We start from the raw sequence: 13,856 nt of genomic DNA on the forward strand, positions 1-13,856 counted from the left end.
TGGGAATATTTGTAAATAATAACTGCATAGAAAAGTATAAGGTTAGATTCCTGCTGAATGACAAATACAACGCACAGTTTATCCGTACAGCTTGTCATTCTGAAAGAAACTATGTCTAATAGGTTGGAAAACGCAAAGGCGCTAATTTTGTCCTAAGCTTGATGTTTTAAGACGCTAGGATTTTATCTCCGATAAAATGGATTATGGTTAAATGATAGCTAGAAAATTGTAATGTGGGATTCTTTCAGAATGACGAATACAATGCTTAACTTATCCGTACACTTTGCCATTCCATAGGAATCTCTGCATTGCTTGGTTGAAAAACGCAAAGACGCAAACTTTGTCCAAAACTTTATGTTTTAAGACGCTAAGATTTTATCTCCGATAAAATGGATTATGGTTAAATGATAGCTAGAAAATTGTAATGTGGGATTCTTTCAGAATGACGAATACAATGCTTAACTTATCCGTACACTTTGTCATTCCGTAGAAACCTCTGTATAGATTGGTTGGAAAATGCAAAGGCGCTAGTTTCGTCCTAAGCTTTATATTGTAAAACGCAAGGATTTTATCTCCGATAAAATGGATTATGGTTACATGATAGCTACAAAAGTGTAAGGCGGGATTCCTGCGGAATGACAAATACAACGCATAGTTTATCCATACAGTTTGTCATTCCGTAGGAATCCAGATATTAAATAATCTATACGCTTAACCTAGTATTGAAAAATCATGGGTTCGAATCCCGTATTCTCCACTAGATAATTTTAGTTAACTTGTTTTTTCGAATGGTAATTGACGATGTGGATTAAAAATGCTATTGATTAGCTCAATTGTACCTGGAAATCATCACTTAAAGTCAAAACACCTTCTTTGATCGCTTCCGGGTGGGTGGAGAAGCCTTTTAATTTTGAAGTTTTTCCTTTTAATACCAAATCTAAAAGTTGTTTATCGGATAATTTTTTACCGAAAATTTCAAAGGTAATTTTAAAGCCACAATTTTTGAAATCGGAGCAGCCTACAGCAGTTTTTCCCTTGATCAGGTTATGTTCTTTACATTTTGGGCATTTCGTTTCTTCCCAGGACTGCAGTTCTTTTTTCTGTGCAGGTTCTCTTTTTTTCTTCTCCTTAACTTCTTCTTTTCCTTCTTCCTGAAGGGTAATCACTTTTCCTTTTCCGTACACCACTTTTTCAGTGAGTTCTGTCACCATCTGAATCAGTTCTTCTTTGAAAAGATTAGCTTCATACTCTCCTTTTTCAATTTTACGAAGTTTGGATTCCCATTCTCCGGTCAATTCCGGGCTTTTTAACAGCTCATCTTCAATGGTATCGATCAGCTGGATTCCGGTTTGGGTAGCGATCAGATTTTTTCTTTTTTTCTCGATGTATTTTCTTTTGAAAAGGGTTTCGATGATGTTGGCACGGGTAGATGGTCTTCCGATCCCGTTGTTCTTCAGCATTTCACGCAATTCTTCATCTTCTACCTGTTTTCCGGCAGTTTCCATCGCTCTCAGCAGTGTTGCTTCGGTATAAGGTTTTGGGGGCGTTGTTTTTCCCTGGTGGATCATCGGATCGTGGGGCCCGGTTTCTCCTACAGTAAATTCAGGGATGGTTTGTTCTTCCTCTTTTTCTTTTTCCTTATCGGTGGTTTCTTCTTTAGGCTCTTTGGCGTAAACGGCTCTCCATCCTGCTTCAAGAACCTGTCTTCCGCTGGTTTTGAAAGGAATAGTTCCTACTTTACCTTCTACTAAAGTATTGGAAATTTTACATTCCGGATAGAAAACAGCAATGAAACGCTTTGCAATCAGATCATAAATCAGTTTTTCTTCCCTGCTCAAATTCTGAGAAGGTGGAATTTCCGTAGGAATGATGGCATGGTGATCCGTTACTTTTGTATCGTCGAAAACTGCTTTTGATTTTGGAATAGGAGCTTCCAGCAACGGAGCAATCAGATCCTGATACGGATACATTTTCTGAAGGATTCCTGCAATTTTCGGATATAAACTGTCTGATAAGTAGGTGGTATCAACACGCGGATAGGTTACGTGCTTCTTTTCATACAGACTTTGCACGTAATTCAACGTATTTTCCGCCGAATAACCGTATTTTTTATTGGCTTCTACCTGAAGTCCGGTCAAATCGAAAAGTCGTGGATTTTTTTCTTTTCCTTCTTTAATTTCGAAAGAAACGATCTCAAATGGATTGACTTTAAGATATTCCAATCCTTTCTCAGCGCGTTCCAATGTTTTTAAACGGTCGATCGCCGCATTGAAAATAACGTCACGGTATTTGGTTTTCAGTTCCCAATATTCTTCCGTGGTAAAGGCATCGATTTCTTTCTGACGCTGCACCAGCATCGCCAATGTAGGAGTCTGCACTCTTCCAATGGAAAGAACTGCTTTATTTCCCCCAAATTTCTTCGTAAAAAGCCTCGTTGCATTGATTCCCAACAACCAGTCTCCTATGGCTCTGGCGTTTCCGGCCAGATACAGATTTTTGTAGTCTTCTGCAGGTTTTAAGCTTGCAAATCCTTCTTTAATAGCATCTTCCGTTAGTGAAGAAATCCATAAACGCTGAACCGGTTTGTTGCACTTTGCTTTCTGCAATACCCAACGCTGAATGAGTTCTCCCTCCTGCCCGGCATCCCCGCAGTTAATGACCTCATCACATTCTTCAACTAATTTTTCAATGACTTTAAACTGATTTTCAACACCTTTATTAGGGATCAGCTTGATTCCAAAGCTGCTGGGAATAATCGGCAGTGAAAAAAGGTTCCAGGATTTGAATTGTGGGCCGTAGTCGTGTGGTTCTTTTAAAGTACAAAGGTGTCCGAACGTCCATGTTACGCAATAGCCGTTTCCTTCCATATAGCCTTGTTTAGGCGTGGTAGCGCCCAATACTTTGGCGATATCTCTGGCAACACTGGGTTTCTCGGCAATACATAATTTCATGAACTCGGGTTTATTGAAGGAGTGCAAAAATCGGGATTTTTTTTGACATTGCAAATTGCTGCTTATAGTTACTTAAATATGATTATTACTCATACTAATTCTTTAAAATACATTTTGGCTACTCCTTCTACATAATCATTCTTTAATGATTTTACAATCTCTTCTTTGAGCTTTTTTGAATTTTTGAATTTTTCTATAAAATATTTTGTTCGTCCTCTTAAAATCCAATAAGAATTAAATTTTTTATAATCAAAATTATCTAAATCTGTTAACCAAATAAAATAAGCTTTCTCTCCTTTAAATACTTTACGTAACTGTGGTCTAATTTTTTGCATTAAATCTACTTTAAATTTGAAAGCAATATTAATAGCTTTCAATAAATGAATATTTTCATATGATTTAAAGTAAGCCTTACTTTCATCAAAATTCGACATATCAGGAATGAGTGACAAAAAACTATCAAACATTTCCATATCAAAATCAATGAGCTCATATAATACTGCTGTTTCAAATAAAAAGATATCAAAGTTCTCATGTAATTTCTCAGTCAAAATTTTCTTTAAAGCCAATTTCGTGTCATCATTTATCAATGTTAGAGCGTAAACTAAATCATCAAAATATTCATTGTCCCTAGCCAATTGTGTAATTTCAGAAATATTAGATATATCTTTTATAAGTTGCTCAATTTCGTCTGTTGAACATATTTTCACGTACTTATCTAGTATATCGGTGAATCCTATTCCTTTATACTCCTTTAAAATAAATAAATCTAATATTTTTTTAAGAGTTTTTTTATCTATATTTACCTTTTCAACAAAGAAGTATAATCCATCATATGGTATTAAATTAAGCTTTAAAAGCTTTTTAGAATCTTTTAAAATTTTAAAAATAAACTTTTCTTTTTCTTTATTTTCTACGTCTATTATGCTTAAAATCATAACCAAATTATTAATTATTTTTTCTAACCTTAAAGGTCTAAAAATATCAATTTGATCAGCAAGTTCATCATATGAAAATAAGAGATTATCTAATAATTCATTTATTTTAAATAATACATTTTCATAAACTTTAAGATTAGATATTGCATATCTGTTGAAAAGATATTTTATAAACTCTTCATTAACATTAAAAATTAAAAGTTTTATAGCATACCATTCAAATATTTCATATTTTTCAGAATTCGGATTTTTCAAAGAATAGAGAATAAATAAGCTTTCCAACACCTTTTTTGATATATCAATATATTCTTGGTAATAATTGAAAATTATAAAATTATGCTCTATATAAGAATTAAATCTTAAAAAATTAGATTTTAGTTTATAATAAGAATCAATTGATTGTCCTCCTCCATTACTATCTCTATAATGTATTTTCTGGATTTCTAAAAAACAATTATTGATTTTATTTTCAACATCATCGTAAAACTGGATTTCCTTAATGTTCTTATAAATATCTACAAAATGAGGAGCGTTTTGCTTAATGAATCTTTCATCATCATCAAATTCCAGATCATTTATTTGTTCAAGTATCTTATCTTTATCATCATAATAAAATGATTTAATAAAACCTCTAAGTTTAATTAAATTATATTTTGAAATTGTATAATTTATTGGATTAAATGTTTTATTTGCATCATTATAAACTTCTAAAAAAATTTTACTTGATTTAATATAGTCACCCATTAAATAATAAGTATAACCTTTTCTCATTAAATCTTGTTTGGAATCAGATTTATCTTCTCTTAAAAGCTCCTTAGTTCTTTTAAAATTAAGCTTTTCTAAATTACATCGCTCACAATCACATTTAGATAAATCATATAGTTTATGAATACAAATTTGATTTTTACTATTATTTCCTGACCATCTTATATGTAATATTTTATTATATTGAAAGAAATTAATAACCTCTCTTAATTTATCACTCTTATATTCTAAATTTTCTGAAGATATTAGGTTATTACCATTTATTACAATTGAATCCATAAAATCAAAAAATTTTTCATTATCTGTGTAAAAACCCCAGTCATTAAAAAATGTTTTGTCACTTCCTTTAAAGGGATAAAGTTGACATATTACATTTATTGGTAATACTTTTATTCCCTCAAACAGTTTTAAAGTATGCAAAATCTCATTTAGAATATTACTATCAGTAATTTTTGTTTTTGAATAATCAGCATTAATATCTTTCTTAACAATTCTTTTTTTCCGTATTTGATTATACTTTGCATAATCTATTTGTTTAAATAATCTTTCAAAAGTATTTTCACTTAGTAAATTATCTGCAGGAATATAGATTTGTATAAAATTAGACCCTTTAGCCTTTTGTTCCAACATTCTTTCGGGTAACATTGGATCATTTTGAATATCATACCAATAAATATTTTTATTATTTATATCACACAAAGTAAATAATAATCCTTCCTCCAACTCATTATAAAAATATTCAGCATGTCTCAATGATATTGTAAAAGGAATCTTCCCAAAATATTCGTGAGATTTTGTTTTAATTTTCTTTATTTCTTTATCCGTACCTTTATTTTGATTATAGAATAAAAATAAGTGCTTAGGTTCTTGTGGAATTGTATCATCCAGAACTTCAAAAAAATAATCTATACCCATATCTTCATCGGCAGTTGATGGATTTTCCCCTAATCTCATGTTTTTATTTAAAAACAATCGCCTTAGCTGACTAGTAAGTAATCCATTCGCTTCTTTTCTGATATATCTATTGTCTTTTTTCATCGCTATTAAGTAATTTCATAAATATAACAAAAAGCCCCCTTATAAAAAGAGGGCCAGATCAACAATGTAATGAAACTAGTTCATTATTTCTTTTTTACTTCTGAAATGGCATCGGAAATTCCTCCACCTGCGGTTTCAAAGAAGGCAGGACCAGCCAGAAGGTATACTTTTTCTAATTTTTTGGTAGTGGATAATTTGTGTTCTTTCAGGTAATTTTCAGAACGGTTGGCATGTACGATTCCTCTGACTACATTTCCGGCTACCAAAGCAGTTGGAGAATCTATTCCGGCATCTTTCAAATCGCTGGCGAAGGCAAAATTGGTAACGCCTAATCTCATGGCTTCACGGGCGGCCACTTCGCCTACGGAAGTCATTAAATCGGGGGTGAATTTGTTACGGTCACCTAAACCAATCAATAATAATTTCTTTGCAGACATCGATCCTGCAGGCGGTGTAATTAAAATCGTTTCCAAGGAATGTCCCTGAAACTGTCCTGTTTTTCTAAGGTTGGTCAGTTCTCCTTTTAAGGCCTCATCGAGGTGAACCAATCCGTTCAATTTAGCGGGTAATGCCTGAGGACTGAAAATATCACCTTCTGTATATTCGAAAACACAGGCTACCTGAAGCTGGGCGTCGGCAGACGATGGGCCCTGTACCAATCCTATCATGGAAATTCCGTCTACGGTTCCCCAGGTTTTGGAAGTTCCGATGGCTGTTGTTTTCGCAGGAGCTGTGGTTGTAGTTTGTGCAAAGTTTAAGGTAGATAATGCTAAAGCTGCAATTACCAGTGATTGTTTTAGTGTATTTTTCATTTGATTTATTTTTTGTTGATTGTTACGAGTTTCGGGGTTCGAGTTGCGGGTTATTTTTGTTGCGGGTTTTAATTTTTGTTTGTTAGAATAACGCAAGAGCGCAAAGTTTTTTTAAGGTTTATGTTGTTAAGGCGCGAGTCGCTTCGCTCCGGCTATTTTTATTTGTTTTTTCAAAGGTAGTTTCTGTGATGGAAAGGTGCATTGATCTGGGGTAATTGTTCAATTTATTTTCAAATGATCTCATTTTCAGATTTTCAAATTCCCTGTGTTTTTTTTTAAAATTTAAATACAATTCTGGAGTTGATGAAAAGTCCGTCTTTGTGGTTGTCGATTACGTCGTTGATAAAGGCTCCGGTATTGAAATATTGTATTCCGGTGTTAAAGGTTAAAAATGGATTGATCTTATAATTAAAGCTTCCTAAAAATGCGGTTCCGATGTATCTCTTTTTTGAGTTGGAAGACGCCAGGTTCAATGTTCCGCTGGGTCTGTAAATTCCGTCCTGGATAGAATATCTCCAGTTGAAAACTACGTCTGCCTGTACGGTTATTTTTTTACCTAAATCAATGGTTGCATAAGGATGGATATCAATTAAATTCACCGGACCGATCTGAGGATTAAATCCAAAATACCCACCTTTCGGGTACAGCGGGTTGAATGTTCCCAATGTTCCGTCTCCTTTATTGCTGTCTCCTGAAATATAATCGTTTCTAAGGTTGATGGTCGGTTTTCCTTTTACATTTTCAAACATATATCCGATATCTGCAGAAGCCGTCCATGCGCTGATATTTCCTTTATTAAAAATCCCGAACTGATAGGCTGCCTCAAAATTGTAAATAAAACCTCCTCCATATTTCCAGAATCTTCCGCCAAAAGTATGTCTGTTCTCATCAGAAAGTCCGTCTTCAAAGCGTACTTCTTTTCTATGAATTCCCAAGTAATACAGCTCCAGATTTCCGCTTCTGGGAATAATCCATGTGTTGTAACTTCCCCAAAGATTGATTGATTTTGAAGACTTGTTATCAAAAGCTCCCGGATTGATTTCACTGGCGGCCATCATAAAGGCATCAGATCTGAAATTTCCTTTTTTGTACATGAATTTTAATCCATCAAAATAGAGTCTTAAATTCGGACCTTCTCTTACTGAGATCAGTCTTCCGCTTCCATAATCAAGTTCCTGTCTTCCGGCACGTACGGTCAACTTTTCTTTATCATTTTTCAGAATATCAACATCAATAAAGAGATTCTGGATATTCAAATGGTCTTCATCAATAGGTCTCGGACCGTTCTTTCTTCCGTTTTCCCATGCACTTCTCACCTGCCCGAAAATTCTTACTCTTGAACCCAGATGCAGATCTGCATGTACACTGTATCTTTGAATCAGAAAAGGATTGCTCCCGATATCCATTCTCCCCCAATCTTCATTATTAAAGTCTACAAATTCCAGTCTTGCTTCTCCTCCCAAAGAAAGATAATGGTTGCTTTTTTCTGCAATGGGTATGTATTTGATGGAATTGTAAAAAGTTTTTGCAGAGTCTTTATAGGAAACATAATCTTCATCAAACCTCATCAGCTTAAACTGAGCAGAAATTTGAAGTGGAATAAAAATCTGCAGCAACAGTACAATGACAATCAGTTTTTTCATGATGATTTCTTTGTTAAATAATGATCCACTGAATATCTTCCCGCTCCCATAAACAGTAAAAACAGGTAACACAAACTGTACATAAAGGGAGTATCTTTCACCAATAAAGCATCATTCCAATGGAGAATAAAGTATCCTGTAAGCGTCACCGCTAAGATCGGCAACACAGCAATTCTTGTTAAAAAACCAAAGATCACAAATATCGGAAATACCAGATTGGCTGCATCAGCGAAAAGACTGTTGAAAGCTTCGGGAAGATGCAACGGGTTGGGTACCTGTTCTGCTTCTGAAACACCTACTCCTATTTTTTTTAATCCGTGAGCTACGATTAATTCTACGGAAAGTAAGACTCTGAAAGCTAGAAGGGCAACATCTGTTAATTTTCTTCCCGGATTGGTATTGGTGATGATATGGATTAACTTTTTCATGATTGGAATGAATTTTTAAAATGATTTTTGTTTTTTTTAACCGCAGATTACACGGATTGACACGGATGATTGGGGGTATTTATAGTGGTAATTTCTTTGTGTATAGAACCACCCCGTCAAAAATTCTTTGAATTTTCGCCACCCCTCCAAGGGAGGGGAATTTTCACCCCTTCAGTTGGAACGTTGGTTGATAATTGGATAATTAAAAACTTTTGTGGCTAAAAAATTATTTTGTCTGATAGCCTCCGTAATATTTTACCGGTGACCAGTCTGGAATAACTGGAAGTGGTGCGGGTGCTGCTGTTTTGTAGGTTTCATCTCCGTAAACTACTTTCCCATCTACGATTGTCAGTTTTGAAGTGATATTTTTGATGTCTTCATCATTGACTGTGAAATAATCTTTATCCAAAATAGTCAAGTCCGCAAAGTATCCTTTCTGTATTTTTCCTTTCTGATAGTCTTTGATGAGTTCGTACCCTCCGTAAGTAGAAAGTGATAAAGCTGTTTTTCTGTCCAGTGTATTTTCTTTACCCATCACCTGAGTTCCTCCTATTGTTTTCCCTGTGGTGATCCAGTATAAAGCCACCCATGGATTGTAACTTGCTACTCTTGTTCCGTCAGTTCCCAATCCTACCGGAATTCCCATTTCCAGCATTTTTTTCACGGGAGGAGATGCCAAAGCCGGCTTTTTACCATATCTGTGAATGAAACTTTCTCCCTGATACGCCATTCTGTGCTGTACTGCAATTCCTCCACCCAACGCTTTGATTCTTTTCATATTATCTTTGGTAACGGTTTCTGCGTGGTCGATAAACCATACTAATCCGTTCAAAGGAGTTTCTTTATTGACATCTTCGATAACATTCAAAAATCTGGTGATACTTTCATTGTACGTCGCATGGATTCTGAAAGGCCATTTATTTTTTACCAGAAGACTTACTACGTCTTTCATGTTTTTTTCCATCGTAGCCGGAAGTTCCGGTCTTGGGAAAAGAAAGTTTTCAAAATCGGCTCCGTCTGACACGAGGTTCTCTCCTCCTCCGTTGACATGATAATCGATTTCATTAAAATCATTGTGACCATGGTCATCAATTTCTACCATTCCGATCCATTTGGTGTAATCTGCAAGTTCAGATCCTTTTTTCTGGGCAAATAAGTAGTAAGGAAGTCGAACGGTAATTTTCCCCTGTTTGTTCAACTGATCTGTTGTTCCGTAGTCGTCCGGAAAATTCTGGAATCCTCCACCTGCATCCATTACGGCAGTCACTCCTAATCTGTTAAGTTCCGTCATGTATTGAAGGGTAGAATTTACTTTTTCTTCTTCTTTCAGCTCCGGCAGTTTCGCCAATGTTGAATAAAGAATAAATGCATTAGGCTCTGCCACCAGTAATCCTGTAGGATCTCCGTTATTGTCTTTTTCAATTAAGCCTTGTGCAGGATTGGGAGTATCTCCATTGATGTTCAGTTCTTTTAATCCGGCTTTGTTCAACCAGGCTTTTCCATAGAGATACATGACGAAAGTGGGAACATTTCCTGTAGCTTCATTAATTTCAGCCAGTGTGGGAAGTCTTTTTTCTTCAAACTGATATTCATTCCAGCCTCCGATTACTCTTACCCATTGTCCTTTCGGTGTTCTCTGAGCCTGTTCTTTCAGCATTTCCAAGGCTCTTTTTAAAGATTTTACACCATCCCAACGAAGTTCGGCATTGTAAAATCGTCCTCCTCGGATTACATGCAAATGGCTGTCAAATAATCCGGGAATCACCCTATTTCCTTTGGCATCAATGACTTTTGTATTACCATTTTTTAATTTTAAAATCTGGGCGTTGGTTCCCACCTGTAAGATTTTGTGGTCTTTGATGGCAACAGCCTGTGCTTCCGGATTTTTATCATCCATTGTGGTGATCTTTCCATTGGTGATGATCATGTCTGCTTTCTGAGCATTCAGAATTCCTGCTGCCAGAACTGTGGAAAGTGTAAGTATATTCAGTAGTTTCATTATTTCAATATTTAAGTTTGAAGGTTTCGGCAGGCTGAAAGCCTGCCGAAACAGCCCCATTAGTGTTTTAACATTTCCTGAGCATACTGAATTCCAATCCCGTAAGCTCCACCATGTTTTTTCATCAGGTCATTAACCGGCTTGTAGGTTTCTTTTCTTGCCCAATCTCTCTGCAGTTCCAATACATACTGAACAGAAGTGATAGGATGCGCTCCTGCCTGAACCATACGGGTGATTGACTGATCGTGCGCTTCTTTAGAAATATCCCCTGAAGCATCGGTTACTACGTAAACATCATAACCTTCGTCAATCGCTGATAATACAGGTCCTACGATACATACACTTGTCCATAATCCGGCAAAAACCAGTTTCTTTTTATTTTTCCCTGTAATGGCTTTGTGAGCATTAACATCTTCCCATGTATTCATGGTAGTTCTGTCTACATATCCGCTTGTTGCTTGAGGATATACTTCTGAAATTTCCGGGAAAACAGGTCCGCTGAATGACTTTTCTGCCACCGTCGTTACTACTGTAGGAACATTGAATATTTTTGATCCACCTGCTACCAGTGCTACATTATTTCTTAATTCTTCCATGCTGATGCTTTTTGTAGCGAAAGCCATTTGTCCTTCGTGGTCTATAAGCACTACTGCATGATTGGTAGGGTTTAATAATGATTTTCCAGGATTTTGAGCTGATGCTGTTAATGATAATAAACCAGCTGCAAATGATAGGATTAATTTTTTCATAATAATTTAAAATTTAAGGGTTGTTATTTCTGTTGAATTTTTTATTTATAGGGTCATCGGTACTTCCATCAAAAGGATTTCCGTACCTTCTTGAAGGGATTTGATCGTAATTTCCTGAATATCCCAGACTCCGAATCCATCACGTTCTTCTATGATCTCTCCGCCTATTTCTGCGCTTCCTTTAAGGATGAAAGCATAGATTCCGTTTCCTTTTTTTCTGATCTGATAATGGGTTTCTTTATTCTGGTCAAAAGTTCCCAGGTGAAACCATGCATCCTGATGAATCCATACACCTTCGTCATCTGCATTGGGAGAAAGAATCTGTTGAAATTGATTGTGACCTTTGGTTTTATCTAATGTAATCTGATCATATCTTGGCGTCACATTTCTTTTTTTCGGATAAATCCAGATTTGAAGGAATTTCACCAGTTGATCACTGTTTTTATTGAATTCGCTGTGCATAATTCCGGTTCCTGCACTCATGACCTGAATATCTCCGCTTCTGATCACGGCTGTATTTCCCATGCTGTCTTTGTGTTCAAGATCACCTTCCAAAGGAATACTGATGATTTCCATATTGTCGTGAGGGTGGGTTCCGAAACCTCTTCCTGCTTCCACTTTATCATCATTCAGGACTCTCAATACTCCGAAGTGCATTCTTTCAGGGTTGTAATAATTGGCAAAACTGAAAGTGTGCTGGCTCAACAGCCATCCGTGATCTGCTTTCCCTCTTGAGTCTGCTCTGTGGATCACAGAGTTTTCTTTTATTTTTGATTCTGTATTGGGAAGATGATTGTATCCGATCGGTTCTAATGGTTCGATCTCATCGATGTCATTTTTCATAGCGCTGGCCAAAGAAGCTGATGCTACAAACATTCCTGTTCCCAATAATCCTTTCTTTAAAAAATCTTTTCTGTCCATATCAGATTGTTATTTGTTCTTGTTTGATAGGACAAATTTAGAGAGACCGGAAACCCTGCACATTTAACTAGTTTAATAAATGACTTTGAAGCAAAAAAAAATGCCGAATACTTTTGTATTTGGCAGTATGAGTATATTGGATTGTTGTTTTTTTGGAAAGCACAAGAGGTTTTTTACTCTTAGGAACTATTTAATTTGATATAATATTTTAAAGAATAACTCTATTTAGATTTCTACGGAATAACAAACTGTGTGGGTAAGACCGTTATTTCAACTGTGTCATTACGTAGGAATCTCTATATGAATGATAAGCAAAAAAATAATTGGAAAACGCAAAGACGCAAGTTGTTTTTTAAGCTAAATATTTTTAAGGTGCAAGGATTTTATCTCCGATAAAATGGGTGACTATAATTTCACAGGAATATTCACACCTATAAATCCATGCGAATCTCTGCAATCTGCAAGTATAAAAAACTAAGATCTATTTCTCCTTTGAAGCAAGACGCTTTCTGATGGTACTTACAAATTCTTTTGAAACCCCAAGGTAAGAAGCAATGTAGTATTGTGCGACTCTTTGTGGGATTGAAGGATATACTTTGATGAACTCAAGATATCTGTCTGATGCGGTTTTGGAAATCGTATTGACCAATCGGCTCTGCAGTGTAGCAAGATTCCTCTGAACCAGCATTCTGAAAACTCTTTCAAATTTAGGAATCTCCTGCAGTAATTTTTCTTTTGTTGTGGGATTCAGCATATAGATTTCCGAGTCTTCCAGTGTTTCGATAAAAACCTTAGAAGGCTTCTGTTCATGAAATGATGCAATATCACTGATCCACCAATCTTCAATGGCAAACAGTAATGTTACTTCAGAACCATTATCATCCAAACAATACATTCTCACACATCCTTTGTGAATATACCCTTCAAACTGGCAGATCTCTCCTTCTCTGAGCAAAACCGTTTTCTTTGGAAACGACTGACAGACAAGCAGATCTGTAAAGGTTTTTTCTTCTTCCGGAGTGATTGAAATAAATCGCGTAATATTTTTGATGATATTTTCGAACATAATGTCAGGTTTATCCCTGCAAATTAGGAAAAAGACTGTAAACTTCATTCTTTAAAAGTCCACTTCCTCCTCCGTAATGATCGATTACTTTAACGTCCTTATCCAAACCGGCACAGAATATTTTTATATCTTTCTCAAAATCCTCCTCTAAGCCGGAACTTAAAAGAACAATATCTACCGTATTTTCTTTTACATATTCATAGCAGAAATTTTCATCACTTTGTATTTCTGCTGTCCAGCCTTCATTGTTTTCTATAATTCTTTTTAAAGTATCCAGAATTTCCTGATTCTTTCCTATAACTAAAAAATGTAATGTTTTCATGTTGTTCAGTGTTTAAAGTTTAAAATTCAAGGTTTAAGGTTTAAAGTTCAAGGTTTAGAGTTTAATGTTTATATTGTTTATGTAAAGGGTAAAAGGACGATTTAGATTCCTGCGGAATGAAATAGTGTGTGGATAAATAAAGCGCTTAGTTTGTCCATTCCGTAGCAATTTACACTCTTACAATTTCAAACGCACCCATCCTCAAACTCACCCACTCGTATCCG

General features: G+C 35.5%; 10 protein-coding genes. All 10 read right to left on the minus strand.

The genetic code is table 11. The annotated features are described in order from the left end of the window. Positions 1 to 824: 824 nt before the first annotated feature. The 10 genes from RAH34_RS18140 to RAH34_RS18185 all read right to left on the minus strand — a co-directional run bounded on the left by RAH34_RS18140 (position 825) and on the right by RAH34_RS18185 (position 13,632). Positions 825 to 2,951 carry a type IA DNA topoisomerase gene (locus tag RAH34_RS18140; protein WP_306597051.1) on the minus strand — a complete coding sequence of 709 codons (2,127 nt, stop codon included), beginning with the start codon at positions 2,949 to 2,951 and terminating at the stop codon, positions 825 to 827. An 89-nt stretch (positions 2,952 to 3,040) separates the two neighbouring features. Continuing rightward, a complete protein-coding gene (locus RAH34_RS18145; RefSeq protein ID WP_306597052.1) occupies positions 3,041 to 5,692 on the minus strand; it encodes a hypothetical protein in 2,652 nt (883 codons plus the stop codon). Between the two features lie 83 nt (positions 5,693 to 5,775). After that, positions 5,776 to 6,504, minus strand: a complete 729-nt coding sequence (locus RAH34_RS18150) for a M17 family peptidase N-terminal domain-containing protein (RefSeq protein WP_120231790.1) — start codon at positions 6,502 to 6,504, stop codon at positions 5,776 to 5,778. Positions 6,505 to 6,779: 275 nt separating this feature from the next. Continuing rightward, a complete protein-coding gene (locus RAH34_RS18155; protein WP_306597053.1) occupies positions 6,780 to 8,147 on the minus strand; it encodes an alginate export family protein in 1,368 nt (455 codons plus the stop codon). Then, positions 8,144 to 8,575, minus strand: a complete 432-nt coding sequence (locus tag RAH34_RS18160) for a DoxX family protein (RefSeq protein WP_306597054.1) — start codon at positions 8,573 to 8,575, stop codon at positions 8,144 to 8,146. The genes RAH34_RS18155 and RAH34_RS18160 overlap by 4 nt, the downstream gene beginning before the upstream one ends. Before the next feature lie 226 nt (positions 8,576 to 8,801). Beyond that, positions 8,802 to 10,574 carry an amidohydrolase gene (locus RAH34_RS18165; RefSeq protein ID WP_306597055.1) on the minus strand — a complete coding sequence of 591 codons (1,773 nt, stop codon included), beginning with the start codon at positions 10,572 to 10,574 and terminating at the stop codon, positions 8,802 to 8,804. Between the two features lie 59 nt (positions 10,575 to 10,633). Beyond that, the gene (locus tag RAH34_RS18170) at positions 10,634 to 11,323 is read right to left on the minus strand and encodes a hydrolase (protein ID WP_110010611.1); all 690 of its coding nucleotides are present in this window, start codon (positions 11,321 to 11,323) and stop codon (positions 10,634 to 10,636) included. A gap of 45 nt (positions 11,324 to 11,368) precedes the next feature. After that, positions 11,369 to 12,244, minus strand: coding sequence for a pirin family protein (locus RAH34_RS18175; RefSeq protein ID WP_306597056.1), 876 nt, complete (start codon positions 12,242 to 12,244; stop codon positions 11,369 to 11,371). 481 nt (positions 12,245 to 12,725) lie between these two features. Beyond that, the gene (locus RAH34_RS18180) at positions 12,726 to 13,310 is read right to left on the minus strand and encodes a Crp/Fnr family transcriptional regulator (protein ID WP_306597057.1); all 585 of its coding nucleotides are present in this window, start codon (positions 13,308 to 13,310) and stop codon (positions 12,726 to 12,728) included. A gap of 10 nt (positions 13,311 to 13,320) precedes the next feature. After that, positions 13,321 to 13,632 (minus strand): hypothetical protein, encoded by a 312-nt coding sequence (locus tag RAH34_RS18185; protein WP_114822500.1) that lies wholly within the window; start codon positions 13,630 to 13,632, stop codon positions 13,321 to 13,323. Positions 13,633 to 13,856 lie beyond the last annotated feature (224 nt).

The organism is Chryseobacterium sp. WLY505 (assembly GCF_030846215.1).
Classification (GTDB): Bacteria; Bacteroidota; Bacteroidia; order Flavobacteriales; family Weeksellaceae; genus Chryseobacterium.

Coding starts and splice junctions, on each gene's coding strand:
- RAH34_RS18185 (WP_114822500.1), bottom strand. CDS start 13,632: ATGAAAACATTACATTTTTTAGTTATAGGAAAGAATCAGGAAATTCTG.
- RAH34_RS18175 (WP_306597056.1), bottom strand. CDS start 12,244: ATGGACAGAAAAGATTTTTTAAAGAAAGGATTATTGGGAACAGGAATG.
- RAH34_RS18180 (WP_306597057.1), bottom strand. CDS start 13,310: ATGTTCGAAAATATCATCAAAAATATTACGCGATTTATTTCAATCACT.
- RAH34_RS18170 (WP_110010611.1), bottom strand. CDS start 11,323: ATGAAAAAATTAATCCTATCATTTGCAGCTGGTTTATTATCATTAACA.
- RAH34_RS18155 (WP_306597053.1), bottom strand. CDS start 8,147: ATGAAAAAACTGATTGTCATTGTACTGTTGCTGCAGATTTTTATTCCA.
- RAH34_RS18160 (WP_306597054.1), bottom strand. CDS start 8,575: ATGAAAAAGTTAATCCATATCATCACCAATACCAATCCGGGAAGAAAA.
- RAH34_RS18150 (WP_120231790.1), bottom strand. CDS start 6,504: ATGAAAAATACACTAAAACAATCACTGGTAATTGCAGCTTTAGCATTA.
- RAH34_RS18145 (WP_306597052.1), bottom strand. CDS start 5,692: ATGAAAAAAGACAATAGATATATCAGAAAAGAAGCGAATGGATTACTT.
- RAH34_RS18165 (WP_306597055.1), bottom strand. CDS start 10,574: ATGAAACTACTGAATATACTTACACTTTCCACAGTTCTGGCAGCAGGA.
- RAH34_RS18140 (WP_306597051.1), bottom strand. CDS start 2,951: ATGAAATTATGTATTGCCGAGAAACCCAGTGTTGCCAGAGATATCGCC.